14 protein-coding genes and 1 pseudogene are annotated in these 13436 nt (G+C 34.2%); 6 read left to right on the top strand and 9 right to left on the bottom strand.

From position 1 onward, the window contains the following. Positions 1 to 1408: 1408 nt before the first annotated feature. A pseudogene (locus A3EM_RS48285) lies at positions 1409 to 1663 on the bottom strand (ABC transporter permease); the annotation flags it as partial. Between the two features lie 544 nt (positions 1664 to 2207). On the opposite strand from A3EM_RS48285, the gene A3EM_RS0135585 reads away from it, so the two are divergent. Continuing rightward, positions 2208 to 3980 (top strand): sensor histidine kinase, encoded by a 1773-nt coding sequence (locus tag A3EM_RS0135585; RefSeq protein WP_020533027.1) that lies wholly within the window; start codon positions 2208 to 2210, stop codon positions 3978 to 3980. A 12-nt stretch (positions 3981 to 3992) separates the two neighbouring features. Further along, complete coding sequence (locus A3EM_RS0135580; RefSeq protein ID WP_020533026.1) at positions 3993 to 4418, top strand: response regulator; 426 nt, start codon at positions 3993 to 3995, stop codon at positions 4416 to 4418. 195 nt (positions 4419 to 4613) lie between these two features. Here the strand turns inward: A3EM_RS0135580 and A3EM_RS0135575 are convergent, their stop codons facing one another. The 4 genes from A3EM_RS0135575 to A3EM_RS0135560 all read right to left on the bottom strand — a co-directional run bounded on the left by A3EM_RS0135575 (position 4614) and on the right by A3EM_RS0135560 (position 7675). After that, a complete protein-coding gene (locus A3EM_RS0135575; protein ID WP_020533025.1) occupies positions 4614 to 5267 on the bottom strand; it encodes a hypothetical protein in 654 nt (217 codons plus the stop codon). Further along, positions 5254 to 5772: an RNA polymerase sigma factor gene (locus A3EM_RS0135570; protein ID WP_020533024.1), complete on the bottom strand. Its 519-nt coding sequence runs from the start codon at positions 5770 to 5772 to the stop codon at positions 5254 to 5256. Before A3EM_RS0135570 ends, A3EM_RS0135575 begins: the two co-directional genes overlap by 14 nt. 270 nt (positions 5773 to 6042) lie before the next feature. Further along, positions 6043 to 6972 carry a DUF4138 domain-containing protein gene (locus A3EM_RS0135565; protein ID WP_020533023.1) on the bottom strand — a complete coding sequence of 310 codons (930 nt, stop codon included), beginning with the start codon at positions 6970 to 6972 and terminating at the stop codon, positions 6043 to 6045. After that, positions 6965 to 7675, bottom strand: coding sequence for a conjugative transposon protein TraM (locus tag A3EM_RS0135560; RefSeq protein ID WP_020533022.1), 711 nt, complete (start codon positions 7673 to 7675; stop codon positions 6965 to 6967). Before A3EM_RS0135560 ends, A3EM_RS0135565 begins: the two co-directional genes overlap by 8 nt. A gap of 107 nt (positions 7676 to 7782) precedes the next feature. Between A3EM_RS0135560 and A3EM_RS0135555 the strand changes: the two genes are divergently transcribed. Next, positions 7783 to 8433, top strand: a complete 651-nt coding sequence (locus A3EM_RS0135555; protein WP_020533021.1) for a helix-turn-helix domain-containing protein — start codon at positions 7783 to 7785, stop codon at positions 8431 to 8433. A 40-nt stretch (positions 8434 to 8473) separates the two neighbouring features. On the opposite strand, the gene A3EM_RS0135550 is transcribed toward A3EM_RS0135555, so the two are convergent. The 3 genes from A3EM_RS0135550 to A3EM_RS0135535 form a co-directional block, all read right to left on the bottom strand. Further along, a complete protein-coding gene (locus A3EM_RS0135550) occupies positions 8474 to 8887 on the bottom strand; it encodes a type II toxin-antitoxin system VapC family toxin (RefSeq protein WP_020533020.1) in 414 nt (137 codons plus the stop codon). Next, positions 8880 to 9116, bottom strand: a complete 237-nt coding sequence (locus A3EM_RS0135545; protein ID WP_020533019.1) for a hypothetical protein — start codon at positions 9114 to 9116, stop codon at positions 8880 to 8882. Before A3EM_RS0135545 ends, A3EM_RS0135550 begins: the two co-directional genes overlap by 8 nt. Before the next feature lie 170 nt (positions 9117 to 9286). Beyond that, complete coding sequence (locus A3EM_RS0135535; protein WP_044240816.1) at positions 9287 to 9478, bottom strand: hypothetical protein; 192 nt, start codon at positions 9476 to 9478, stop codon at positions 9287 to 9289. A gap of 254 nt (positions 9479 to 9732) precedes the next feature. Between A3EM_RS0135535 and A3EM_RS0135530 the strand changes: the two genes are divergently transcribed. Genes A3EM_RS0135530 through A3EM_RS0135520 form a run of 3 tightly spaced genes read left to right on the top strand, consistent with a single transcriptional unit; the run spans position 9733 to position 12835 of the window. Further along, a complete protein-coding gene (locus A3EM_RS0135530; RefSeq protein ID WP_020533016.1) occupies positions 9733 to 10044 on the top strand; it encodes a hypothetical protein in 312 nt (103 codons plus the stop codon). Positions 10045 to 10061: 17 nt separating this feature from the next. Beyond that, on the top strand, positions 10062 to 10355 hold the full coding sequence (locus tag A3EM_RS0135525; protein ID WP_020533015.1) for a hypothetical protein: 294 nt from the start codon (positions 10062 to 10064) through the stop codon (positions 10353 to 10355). After that, positions 10352 to 12835, top strand: coding sequence for a TraG family conjugative transposon ATPase (locus A3EM_RS0135520; protein ID WP_020533014.1), 2484 nt, complete (start codon positions 10352 to 10354; stop codon positions 12833 to 12835). Before A3EM_RS0135525 ends, A3EM_RS0135520 begins: the two co-directional genes overlap by 4 nt. Positions 12836 to 13045: 210 nt before the next feature. On the opposite strand, the gene A3EM_RS44660 is transcribed toward A3EM_RS0135520, so the two are convergent. Continuing rightward, on the bottom strand, positions 13046 to 13436 hold a 391-nt coding region (locus tag A3EM_RS44660), incomplete at its 5' end, for a transposase (RefSeq protein WP_020529120.1).

Genomic DNA, 13436 nt, shown 5'->3' with positions numbered 1-13436 from the left:
ATCAGGGTTCCTTTACACATTTCCCTTCCCTGTTCATTCAAACGGTCGAAGGCAAAATGCTGGCAAAGTCTCTTTTCGGCAGCTTTTCCTTTGGGAAGTTGTGCGCCTTTTTCATAATAAAAAATGGAGGCTAAATCGTNATATTTTGGATATTTGGCCAGTATTTTNGCCTCGGTTCCTGGTTTGCCAAAACTCATGGAAAATCCTTTTTCTCCCAAAGCAATTTCACCTTTGGGAAGTGTTGGAAATAAAGCATTATCAGTAATAATGATATGTTTTCCAGTCCATTCCAGTCCAAAGCCCTGTTGTTCGTAAGTGTAAGCATTTCTCCCTTCTACTTCTTCCCAGCCTCCTTTTGAGGATGTAAAATATTCGGCTTCTATGGTAATTGTGCCTTCCTTTTCCTGAAAACTATATTGGGCCTTAGCAGAAGAAATAATTATTATAAAAGCTAATATTCCAATTATTTTTTTCAAGTTCATTTGCTCGTTTTTTAGTGATGGATTATTAAAATGTTTTTTTTAATCACTTAATTTAGTTTGCAATCAAGAAATTTTAAAATTAGAACAACTTCCTATCTCCCGATTTATGCAATAGGATACAAAATGATAAAAAAATGGGATGGAAAGAACAGTTATTCAGTCCATATTTTTCTAGTTTCCTTAGAAAGGAAATAAAACCCTCCTTAATAATTACTCCTGATGAAATAAATATTTAACCTAAAAGATAGTCTCTATAGAGACTTCATCTAACCTGGACCTTTTTTTATCTCCTTAAGCTCGATTTCGTACGGTCTCCATCGAAGTTCATCCTGAGAAAACGAGTTTTAAAGATTACATTGGAGATTGCTATCTAGTGCTTCAAATTAAGTACAGCTGATAAGCTTAAAAAGAAGTCTGAAAAAATTTGCTTCCAATGTATTTTCAACATGTCAAAATCATGTTATTTTGATGATTAATATATTATATACACCTTTAAATTCCGGCCTTATACCAGTTCCCTTCCCCTTTCTTTAGGTGTTCCATTATTTGTTAGTTGTAGAAAATTCAGCTTTTACTTTTTGGGTTTGAAAATTTCAATCTATAGAATCTGTATCCAATTCCTAAGAAGAAGTGATTTGAATTTGTAATTAACTCATAAGAATTCCCCCAAACGTTTAAAGGCATTGTCAATGAGTCTGAAAATTGTTTCTGGAATTTCGCATTTATAAAAAACCTGTTGAAATTGGCACGTAACCCATATTGATAATACCAGACAAGACCCTTTATGGTATTCCCCAAATTTTGAGGGACATCCACTGCTCCAGGTGCATATTTTCTATCATAATCATTAATTTCCCTATTAGAATAAAAATGGAAATTAGGAGCAATTCCTGCAAAAACTTCAATTCGTTTAAAAACTTTTAGATTGACCAGAATTATGAATTCTTTAGAGAGTAATTTCCATAGCGTAATTGTAGAAGCTCCTAATACTTTTCTTATTCCAATTTCTTTAGTCCTTTTTCGGCTGTGAAAGATGATAATCCTAATAACCCCAGACAACCAATAAAGATGGCAAGAAGAGAAAAAACAGACGACAGTTTTCCAATCCGAACCTCATTATTAAATTTTTTGGCATATTGCTGATCTGCAAATTGATATTCAAATGGCACCCCTTGCGCATACTACCGGATTTTCAATTCCCTATTAATAACTTTCAAATATTAATCAATTACCAACTCATCCTTTAAAAGGCCAAAACTTTGATAAATGATTATCATCTTGGAAAAATAAAAAAACCAACAGGCAAAATACCTACTGGTTTAAGATTCAAAAAACTTTTAATATCAGTAGGTGACTAACCAAGGATAAATATATCTACTGATAAAAGTTCAATTTTCAATCTTAGAATGAAAATAGGTCCATTTTATTATTTTAAATAGGTTTTAATCCTTTATTTGCTGTTCAGTGAGAAAAACTGTCAAAAAGAATTAATGTAGGGCTACGAGTTTTTTCTTACCAATAAATATCTGCCTCTCCGTAAAACCAGAAACCAACCCCATTGGGTCAAAAAAAAACTATTTCTAATTTCAAAACTGTAGGAACGTAATAATATCTATTATTTGCAATAATCAATCATCGCAAAATAAATAGGTTAAATATACTTTTTTGTAGTTAATTTATTCTGTAAATTAGAATAATCTATTTTTTTGCTAAAAGCGCTATATAATGGAAACAACAGAGTTAATCACAAAAAACCTGGTGGAAAGTGCACATGATGTGGTTATAGGAATTGACTTAGCAGGAAATATTATCTATTGCAATGCTGCTGTAAAGTCTATTTATGGATACAATCCAAATGATTTAATAGGTTCTCCATATAAAAGAGTATTGCCTCAAGAAAAACTAGGGGAATTTGCTGCGATTACCGAAAATATTATGTTTGGCGGAACCAATGAATCTATTGAAAGTATTAGACTTACCGTGGATGATAGAAGAATAAAGGTTTCAGTAATTTATTCTCCAATTAAAGATGATATCGGAAAGTTACTCGGGATTTCTGCTGTAGAACGTAAATTAACAGAGTTTAGAAAAGCACAGTCCAGGTCACAAGCACTTATAGAAACTGCCCCCGATGCTATGGTAATTGTAAATAGTTTTGGGCAAATTATTTTAGTAAATGTTCAAACTGAAAAATTATTTGGATATTCAAGGCAAGAGTTATTAGGGCAAGAAGTGGAAATTTTGATACCTACTCGTTATTTTGGAAATCATGCTCAACATCGCAAACAATTCTTTTCTAATCCCAAAGTAAGGGGGATGGGTAGTAACATGGAACTTTATGGTAAAAAAAAGAACGGAGCTGAATTTCCTGTTGAGATCAGTTTAGGACCATTAGAAACAGAAGAAGGGTTTTTAGTATCAGCAGCCATCAGAGATATAACCGAACGAAAATATGCAGAAGAAAAATTTAAAAGACTATTAGAATCTGCACCCGATGCCATGGTAATTGTTGGTGAACAAGGCAAAATTGAATTAGTAAATGGGCAAACTGAAAGACTATTTGGCTATTCTCGCAAAGAACTGATAGGTAAACAGGTAGAAGTTTTAATCCCTGAAAGATATAGACAGCAACATCCTGTCCATAGAAATGGTTACTTTACAAAACCTAAATTACGCCCAATGGGTGCAAATTTGGAACTCTTGGGTAGAAAAAAAAACGGAGAAGAATTTCCTGTTGAGATTAGTTTAAGTCCTATAGAAGATTTGGATAAAACCTTGGTTTCAGCAGCTATAAGAGATGTTTCTCAAAGAAGATATATTAAACAGTTAGAACATAAGAATAGAGAATTAGAACAGTTTGCTTATATAGCTTCGCATGATTTACAAGAACCACTACATACCATTAACAGTTTTGTAGGATTTCTTAAACAAGACCTCCATGATGGATCTGAGGAGGATATAAAAAAATACTTGAATTATATTTCCCAAGCTTCTGCACGGATGGGTAACCTCATTTCAGGTCTATTACAATATTCTAGAATAGGAAAAAAACGTGTACTCACAGAAATCAACTGTAGTCATACACTTAAAGAAGTAATGAGTAACATTCAAGGTTCGATTCAAGAAAGTGAGGCTATTATCAATTATAGCGAATTACCTACCATTAAAGCGTATCCAACAGAATTTAAGCAATTATTACAAAATTTACTCAGCAATGCCATCAAGTTTAGGAAAAAAGATGTCCCACCCGTAATTACTATTGGCTACCAAAAAGATAGTGAAAAATATACTTTTTACATACAAGACAATGGTATCGGGATTAGTCCTAAACATTATGAGCAAATTTTTATCATCTTTCAACGTCTTCATTTAAAACAGGAATATGAAGGTACTGGAATAGGCTTAGCTCAGTGCAAAAAAATAGTAGAATTACATGGAGGTAAAATATGGGTAGAATCTTCGCTAAATGAAGGAAGTATATTTTATTTTTCAATCTAAAATCACTAACATATGAAAAAAAAAATAGATCAAGTATTACTTATTGATGATGATGAAGCTACCAACTTTATTAATGAATTAGTAATAAAGAAAATGAATATAGTTGAAAACATTGAAGTAGTGAATAGTGCAGAAAGGGCATTAGAATATATCAAACAAGTATCCAAAGAATTTCAAAAACTCCCAAATTTAATTTTATTAGATGTCAATATGCCTAGAATGAATGGATGGCAATTCTTAGAAGAATACAAAACCCTAAAAGCACAATTAAAAGGACAACCACTAATTATTATGCTTACAACCTCTATTAATCCTGATGATAGAGAGCGAGCATTGCAAATCACAGAAGTCTCTGGCTTTAGAAATAAACCTTTAAATGAAGACCTAGTAAAACAAATAATTGAAGAATTCCCTCAGCTAACCGATAATGAAATCTAGACAAGCAACACGAGAACGCCTCTATTTACTTGGGTTTTTACAATTAGACATTCAGGATCATCAAAAAAGGTCTGGTAGAAATCTGCATAATTTGTCAGGAATTCCACCTTTTGGTCATTCGAAAAATATCTAAGTCAAAAAGATTTAGATAAAAACCGGCTGTAGTGGTTAATTCATTCCTGAACAGGAACTCGATTACCTGCTGGCTTTTTCGTAACCTTTTATCTGCTCTAATATTTCTGCAGATTTACGAATTGGCTCCCATTCACAACCTGATAAAAAAAACGCTCTAACCTTTGAGTCTTCGTTTTTAATGCTCAATTTTTGATACAACCAATAGGCCAGATAGCTCAGGGCTGAAAATATCAATAAATTGATTCCGCCATAGATGATTGGACTATCCTTCAAGCCATTTACACTTACCCAACAAACTGACCAAAAAGGTAATTGAAAAACAGCTAGATTAAGACTCCTAAAGCTCGAAATTCTCAGTTTTGACAATAAGTATTGGGTCGATAAAACTTCTTCATCACTTTTAACTCTACTTATTAAGTTCAACTGGTATAAATAATGTAAAAGTAATATTGTCATTAGCAGGGCAATGGTTCCAAAGCCAATTGCCACAAAGTACGCCTTTGCAATGGACGCAATAATTGTAACTGCAATTAAAAGTAGCGTATAAGGTACTCCGATTATTAGTGCTGTCCATTTTGGTCGGTTAAGCCTGCTAATTTGCTTGTTGAGTTTCTGCCTTGATAGATTAATCGCTATGTCTTTATTGATTGCAAGCATACTCTCAAGCTTTTGGTCATAGGATTTCCAAATATTTTGTAATTCAAAATTTTCCATAATTTCTGCTTTTATATTCTTTAAATTTTTCTCTGAGTTTCTTTTTTACTCTGGATATTTTAGTCGTAACATTTGTCTGAGTAGTATCAATAATGTCCGCAATTTCCTTACTGCTTAAGCCTTCAAGATGTAGTAGAATCAGTGCTCTATCTATTTCTTTGAGTTCTCTTATAAATTTTCTTAACAAAAAGAAGTCTTCATTTTCGTAGTCTTTTTTATCAAAACTTGGCAATTCAAATATGGGAGACAGGTTAACACTCTTTTCTTTTCGAGTTTTATTTGCCCGATAAAAGGAAATTGAGGTATTTAATGCAATCCGATAGATCCAAGTCGACCACTTATAATTGCCATTGAACTTCTCAATAGAAAGCCAAATCTGCAAGGAGATTTCTTGAATTAAGTCATCTTTATCAGATTCATCGAAGCAGTATGTGTTAGCTACTTTGAAAATAATTCTTTTATGACTTTCTAGAACCGATAAAAATATTTTTTCCTTTTCGTCCAAATTGAACCTTGTTTACTCCATTATTCGCAATAAGAATCAATTTGTCACACCTTTCGGATTTTTTTTAGCTTACTTATAGCATGTATGCTTAACACCTTCGGTATAAATCTAAAGAGGAGGAGTGATTTAATTTTATAATAATACTGAAAATTCGGCTTCAGCAAATATGTTATAAAACTATCTTTGGACTATACCTTAGCAGGCTATTTTCTATGGATATTTCTTTTACTTTGATTTTTAAAGCAAGGTTAACAAATAATCCTCTCTCCCTTAAATCCCCAAAGCCTTCAATAAGTAATTCGACTCTACTTTAAGTTCCATATCCCGATTTCCTCCTTCTTCCATTAGCCTAATTTTTAATCTTTGTTTAGGACTTAGTGTAAATTTTGGAGTGGCATAAACAAAAATGAGCGGATTTTTCTTCTCTACCTCCGGATTGGCTTTTTGCTCCATTAATTCTCCTGAGTTCAATGCTACAAATTGTTTACACAGAATTTGCTGATTGATCTCATTTTGGATTCCATTCCCTTTAGTAGAAATAGTAAAAAAAACTTCCCTTATTTTAAAAGGAATATTGGAATGGTTTTCTACATAAAATTTAAAAAAATTATAATCACCATCCGAAAAAATTCCAAACAGTGCAAAGGTCATCTTTTGCTGCTTTAAGCCATTGGCTTCAAAACTGACTTCCTCCCTGATCACTTTTTCACATTGTCCATCAAGATAGGATTGACTTTTTACCACTTTGGGCTTTACTTTTTCTTCTGCTATTACAACTGATTCCTGGGACAGACTTTTAAACTGGGTTACTGCACTGGTCCTGGGAATTTCATAATAAAAATCATGTTCATCCTGTACAAACTCTATTTTAAAAATATACCTCCCAGTAGTGGTTTCTACCAGCATATTGGTTATGGGATAAAATTTAGGATTGTTATAAGCAGCATAAATTACAAGGGTATTAGCTGATATGGTTTTAATCACCAACAATTTTGTTTGAATATATTCTTTTGAGTTTTCCTCAAAAATTTCCTGCGGTTCAGCTAACAGGCAATCCGTTAAGGTAATACTGTCCTCAAAACTCAGGTAAGTACCCAATTGGCTGGAAAGCTGTATAGTGGAAATTTTCCCTTTTTCCTGTGCCTGAATGGAAACCGTACTTAAGCAGATCAACCAAAGCCAAGTTATATGCCTAATCATGTGTATTTTCTTTTTTAAATGTAACCAAAAATTTATCTGTAATTTTTAGGGTTGGTTGGCTGGATTGGACCTTATTATTTTTGAATATTTTTTTGAATTTATTCTCTTGTTTTACTGGTAGGATAATCATTTTTTCTTCCCTGTTATAACCTGTAAAATCGTTCTCCTGAAATTGAATGCTTAAATGCAATGTATCTCCCAAAATCCTCACCTTTGGATATATCATTTCATTTCTTTGGAGTAACTCTGTTCCAATTTCCACATTCTCCTCCACAAGCATGGTTATTTGGTCTCCATCAGAAATGTCCTGGTTTCCAAAAACAATGGCATGAAAAGAAATCTCTTCATCAGTAATTGAGTTTGGGGATATTTCTTCCCTTTTACTGGTCAGTAATATCCGGTGAAAACCCTGGAGCTCCTTTTCATCCTTTGGTTCAAAATCCTCGTCTGAAGAAGCCAAATTTGTCACTACCTCCTTTTCTTTCTCTACATGCCTGGGAGTTGGATTAAGCAAGTTAATCATGGTGTCTTCCTTCAATTCCGGAGTGACTGTTAGCTTCTCAGAATTTTCTTTTTTATTTCCTAATTTTTGAGTGGTGGTTTCAATTGGTTCCTGATGGAAAGTGCTAAACCACCTGGGCAAAATTAATCCTGCTGCAAAAAGCAGTGAAAAAATAACAATATGCTGTGGCCAGTTTTTCATGGAGGGATAAACACTTATTTCATATTAAAATACAAAACAATTCTGCAATTCCCATCATTTTTTTGTATTTTCCTTACCAGTTTGATTTAAGCTAACCCTTAATAGAAATGACTTATTCCTTAAAACACCCCCCCATTCAATTAAGCTGGCTTCTTTTAGGCAGCTCCTTGTTTGTGCTTTTACCGGCCATATTCTCCAAAGGGCTGGATTATGTCCTATTCAATCTACTGGCATATTTTAATGGGGAAAATTATCATTTTGCTACTTTTTTGGCCACTGTACTCCCTGTATACTTTTTAGGAACTTCCCTCCTACTTTCCTTATCTCATTTCAAATCTAATTTTAAAAAGGAAATTCAAAGGAAGCCATCCCCTAATTCTTCTCCCCTTTTATCCCCTCCAAAAAATAAAATCACACTTGCCGCTGAAAGACTTAAAGCTTTGCTGGAAAAAGATCAAATATTTAAAAATCCGGAGCTAGACTTGCAAAAATTAGCAGAACTCCTAATGGTAAAACCCTATCTGGTCAGAAGCATCGTTAAGAAAACAGGGTTTTCTACTTTGGCTGAAATGGTGAGTAATTATCGCATCACTGAAGCCTGCCAAATCCTTAAGGAGCATGGACATAAAAAGAACTTGAAAGATATATATTATGAAGTAGGCTACTCCACAAGAAAAGCTTTTAATGCCGATTTTAAAAAAAGGATGGGATGTACTGCTTCGGAGTTTTTGGAGGAAATTTTAAAATCAAAAAACTAATCGGCTTTTAACTTTTGATTTATATTATTTTTGGATTTTGTTATAGCATGACTTTTGACCAGTTTTCTGTTTTCAAGCCTGGTATTCTACTAAAGTGATTTTCATTATTTGTTACTAAGGTTAATTCATTTTCGATTGCTATACCTGCAATTAGTAAATCTATATCATCCACTGGTTTACCCACTTTTCGTAATGAAGAATATAATTCCGATGATATTTTTGCTGACCGTTCTGTCATAGGGATAACTAAATTTTCAGATAGGAATTCTTCAAATATACTAAGCTTTTTCAGTGCATTCTTTGCCAATAGCCCCCCAGTAATTTCGTAATAGGTGATAATACTAATTTCTAGAACATTGAAATATTCAAGATATTTACCCACATTCCGCACTACTTTTTCATCTCCTCTCAAAAAATAGGAAAGAATATCTGTATCTATTAATGCCCTATTCATCTATCCTTCTTCTATTTTTTTGTCTATTCTGGTGTAATTTAACTGTTAATTCATCGAAAACCTCTTCATCGATATCTTTCCAGGCGCCAGCGTAAGACAAAACCTTGGATTTCTTAGTGATGCCTTTCTCTAGTTTTGAAATTAAACGCTCTAATTCTTCAAGTTTGTCATTTGGAATCTTATGGATTCTTTTTAGAATTTGATTCCTCCTTTGTATCTCTGTAAGCATATTTTTATGTTTCTTTTCTAAAACTAGATATTTAATAGGATAATTCCGAATTGCCCAAATTTATTTACCTTTGAAAATTTTATTAAGGAATTCCCGACCAAGTTTGGCAGAACTCTGGCTGATGAAATTCTCTATTTCTTCTAAATCCTGATAAGCTGTTTCTGTTAGGCTTATGGAGATACCCGCCATTTGTTTTCCATTTTTTGTTTCACTTCTTTCAAACTCATTGTTTTTCCTTCTTCTGAATCTTTCATCCCTTTTTCCACCTTTTCTATAAACAACAGTTTTTCTACCAACTCTTCAATATTAAATTCTTCAGGCAGCTGATTCAATGTCTCCAGGACTTTATTTTTTTTTATCATATTCAATCCTATGTTTTCCAAGTAAAGATACTCATTTTTTAAATATTTTTCTCCCTTAGATTTATGGGCATTCTAACCATTTAAACTCAAAAATTCGATTTTGGGTTTTTTAGCCTCAAAAATCATGTAACCAAATGTGAAAAAGTGTAACCATTTCGTGAATTTTCGGCTCTATTCGGATTTGGTTACACTTTTTAAAAAATCAGACTTTTCATTTACAGGCAAAATAATTCTAAAATTTAAAGCTTTTTGCCATGAAAAAATTAGTGTTAAACATACTGGCTTTACTGCCTTTTTTTATCCTTTTAGTTGCGGATAGTATGGCCGCCAACAGACTCAACCTTACCGGACCTATTGATGATTTTTTTAAAAATACACTTGTAAGTATGTACGGTCCCATCGTGGCTTCGGTAGGTTTGATTACCGGCCTGATGAACATCAAAGACATTCAGGGAGAACATGCCGATTATCGAAAATTCGGGGCTAAAATTTTACTGTTTGCAGCAGGCTCTCTCATCCTGATGGTAGTAGTACAATTCCTTTATAAACAAAATATTACTGTTTAGTTTTTTACCCATTTATTATGAAAACCTTCAAAATTGAAAAATGTACCGCCCGAAAAGTTAGGCTTCTTTTCGGGCTGGGAATTACTGAAAGTGGTTTATTTCTGCTTGTCACTTTACTGGCAGTTTTATTACTGATCAGTACTTTTACTTTCCTGACTTTCCTAATAGCATTTTTTATTGTCTTAGGTAGTTTTTTACTGCTCAGTTTTTTAGAACAAAAGCAATTATTTAAACACTTCTTCGACCAGCAATTGCCAATAACTATTGTTAATGATCTGCACTTTTTCAAACCAAAAAATCAGGAAGGATGAAGCAGATAAGACTCAGTGAATTTCCTCCAATTTTAGAAATTGAGGGACATCTCGTTTATGCTGCCAGTGGTGATATAGTTTATTGCTATAGATTGGAATTGCCAGAAACTTTATCAGTTGCAGAAAAAGATCTGGATGCTATGCATGAGACCTGGTATATGACTTTAAAAAATATTTCTCCACCTGCTATTGTCCTGAAACAGGATGTATTTTTAGCTAGAAAATTTGATTCAGATGGACTATCTGCCCTCGCTGGTGAAAATTATTTCCAAACTGAAACCAGGCAACATTTTTCTGGAAGACAACATATGGTGCATTATCCTTTCCTTTTTTTCATTAAACCTAAAGGAAATATCCTGCATGCTCCAAACATTCGCAATCCTTTCATGCTGCCAGTCCCAGCCTCCAGAATTGAAAATTTGCTGGAAAACCAGAAAGTGTTTTTACAGGAAGTAAATCGTTCGGTTGCCGTGCTCAATGCCAGTAGATTCATTAAAGCTATTCCATTAGGAGCCTCTGAAATTAATTACCTGAGCCAGCTTTATTTCAATGGATTTTCTGAAGGTTTTTATTCCGATGCCAATCAGGGGCAAAGTGTTTATGAACTTGGAGATCGGAAAGCCGGTGCCTTTGTGCTCAATAACATTCACCAATTACCTGAAGGGCAAATCAGTAATTGTACCCTGGATCAGGATAAAAGCAACAAAGCTCAATTTTTTGTAGGATTTGCCGATCAGCTTGGATTGAAAATTAAAGGGGATCACCTGATTAACCAGGTGTTTTATCTCAAAGGACACCATGGTCTCAAAAAGCAATTAGAAACCAGACAAAAACAGCTTTTTGCAGCCAGAAAATTTGACCAGGCAAATGCAACCGCGGCTGAAGATTTAAATGAATACCTCATTAAAACCAGTCGCGATGAAAGTATTCGCCTTACCGGATTTCACTGGAACACAATCTTTTTTGCAGATGATCAAAAACAGTTTATGGCGTTAAAAGAGAAAATTGCAGGAACACTCACTAACATGGATTTAAAGTGTTATTATCCAAAAAATAACAACCTGTCCAATATTTACAATAATTCTTTTTTTGGTCATACTTCCTTTCTTGATAAAGCCAATATTTTTAATCTGGAATTACAACAGGCTATTTGTTTAATGCCACAGGTCAGTGGATATAAAAACGATGAGGAGGGGCTGGTTTTCAATGACCGTATGTTTAATATTCCTATTGTTCGCGATGTTTGGGATGAGCCTAAAAAAAGAACCAATGCCCGGAATTTCTTTGTGGTTGCTCCTACTGGTGAGGGAAAATCGGTGTTGGTCTGCCATATGATTCGTCAGTATTTTGAGGCTGGACACATCATCATTTTGCTTGATTTGGGAGATTCTTACTGGAAACTCACACAGCTTTTAAGAGAATATAAACTTGCCGAGCAGGAAGTTCTTTATATCAAATACCAGGAAGGTCAACCACTTGGCATAAATCCTTTTTACCTGGCAAAAGGAGAAACTTTATCGCTTCGCAAACAAAATGAACTGGTCAATTTTGTCTTAAAACTTTGGAAAAAAACTCATTTGGTGGCTGATGAACAGCGGGTTTCTTTACGGAAAATTATCGGTTATTATTATGATTGTGTAAAGGTGGACCATGCTTTCCCTTCATTTTACTTTTTTGTAGAACAATACAGAGATTTTCTTTTAAGTGAACTGGAGATTGATCCAAGATTCTTTGATATTAAAAGTTTCCTCCACAGTTGTTCGGAATACATTCCCGAAAATCAGATGACTGGTAAGAAAAAAGGGGCTTACAGTTTCCTTTTTGAAGGTGATACCAATATAGATGTGAAAGGAAAAAAGCTGGTGGTATTAGAAATGGACAATGCTAAAAATGATCCGGTCTTAATTTCCCTTTTACTGGATTTAAGCAGTGAACTCATCAATACTTTAATCTGGAATGATAAAGAAACGAAAGGTGTCTTGCTTTTTGAAGAATTTGCCAAGTTTTTAAAATATCCCAATATCCTGAATGCCGTGGAATATTATTATCAGGCTATCAGAAAACAAACCGCTTGCATCGGGGTGGTTTTGCAATCTCCTACGCAATTGCCGGAGGAAAAGGCAACTGCTTCCATCATTGAAAATACACAAGTACTCTACATTTTACCAAATAAAAATGGTTATGAGCATGTGATGGAGTATTTCAAACTAGAGGAGCATGACCGCAACCACCTCATTTCCATGCGGAATCATTTTCATGGACAGCCTAAGTATTCTGAACTGTATTTGCGTATTGGCACTTTTGGAAACGTAGTCAGGCTGGAGTTACCTGAGGCTTTAAGACTGGCTTTCATTACCGATGGAGAGGAAAACCAACAGCTTCTAAAAGCTTTTGAAAAAGCTGGAAACCTCCATCAGGCGATTCAACAAACTTGCAATTTGAGGCAATTAGCTGAGAAAGGAAATCTGCCACATTATTAAGGTTGGTCGCAAATCTTAAATCACTCGGAAGTGTATAACTAATTCTGTCTGATAGGGATTACTTTTATAGAAATATTTTTTTTGGTTACTTTTCCTGACTGCATAATAATGGTTTTTGGAATAATTGTCAAGGGCAGCCAGGTACTGGCTGTTTATATACCCTTGATAATTATGGAAAAAACCATAACTTGCTGGCTGGAAAAGTAACCATTACCACAACCCCAATGGTACCCTTCCTTCAAAGTGAATGGCTAATTGCTGTAAAATCTGTCCCCAGTTTTGCATAGGCTGTACCCATTTTTTAGAAATATTTTTTGAAGCCAGATAAATTAATTTCAATAAAGCCATATCTGAAGGAAAAACACCTTTTGTTTTAGTCACCTTTCTGACCTGTCGATGGTAGCCTTCCACTGCATTTGCGGCAGCCGCTGCTGTGGTGTAAATTATTTTCCTAATCCCCTGATCATATTTAAAGTATTCAGAAAGTTTCTCCCAGTTGTTTTGCCAGGAGGCGATCACTACGGGATATTGCTTTCCCCATTTTTCTTCTAGATCCAACAAGGCATCTTCTGCTACTTGCTTATTGGCAGCCTGATAAACC

This window comes from Flexithrix dorotheae DSM 6795, assembly GCF_000379765.1.
Lineage (GTDB): Bacteria > Bacteroidota > Bacteroidia > Cytophagales > Flammeovirgaceae > Flexithrix > Flexithrix dorotheae.
This window is presented reverse-complemented; position numbering and strand designations above follow the sequence as displayed.

What these genes read in the sequence shown, in the direction of transcription:
- A3EM_RS0135585 (WP_020533027.1), top strand. Translation starts at nt 2,208, where the DNA reads ATGGAAACAACAGAGTTAATCACAAAAAACCTGGTGGAAAGTGCACAT.
- A3EM_RS0135580 (WP_020533026.1), top strand. Translation starts at nt 3,993, where the DNA reads ATGAAAAAAAAAATAGATCAAGTATTACTTATTGATGATGATGAAGCT.
- A3EM_RS0135575 (WP_020533025.1), bottom strand. Translation starts at nt 5,267, where the DNA reads ATGGAAAATTTTGAATTACAAAATATTTGGAAATCCTATGACCAAAAG.
- A3EM_RS0135565 (WP_020533023.1), bottom strand. Translation starts at nt 6,972, where the DNA reads ATGATTAGGCATATAACTTGGCTTTGGTTGATCTGCTTAAGTACGGTT.
- A3EM_RS0135560 (WP_020533022.1), bottom strand. Translation starts at nt 7,675, where the DNA reads ATGAAAAACTGGCCACAGCATATTGTTATTTTTTCACTGCTTTTTGCA.
- A3EM_RS0135555 (WP_020533021.1), top strand. Translation starts at nt 7,783, where the DNA reads ATGACTTATTCCTTAAAACACCCCCCCATTCAATTAAGCTGGCTTCTT.
- A3EM_RS0135550 (WP_020533020.1), bottom strand. Translation starts at nt 8,887, where the DNA reads ATGAATAGGGCATTAATAGATACAGATATTCTTTCCTATTTTTTGAGA.
- A3EM_RS0135545 (WP_020533019.1), bottom strand. Translation starts at nt 9,116, where the DNA reads ATGCTTACAGAGATACAAAGGAGGAATCAAATTCTAAAAAGAATCCAT.
- A3EM_RS0135535 (WP_044240816.1), bottom strand. Translation starts at nt 9,478, where the DNA reads ATGATAAAAAAAAATAAAGTCCTGGAGACATTGAATCAGCTGCCTGAA.
- A3EM_RS0135530 (WP_020533016.1), top strand. Translation starts at nt 9,733, where the DNA reads ATGAAAAAATTAGTGTTAAACATACTGGCTTTACTGCCTTTTTTTATC.
- A3EM_RS0135525 (WP_020533015.1), top strand. Translation starts at nt 10,062, where the DNA reads ATGAAAACCTTCAAAATTGAAAAATGTACCGCCCGAAAAGTTAGGCTT.
- A3EM_RS0135520 (WP_020533014.1), top strand. Translation starts at nt 10,352, where the DNA reads ATGAAGCAGATAAGACTCAGTGAATTTCCTCCAATTTTAGAAATTGAG.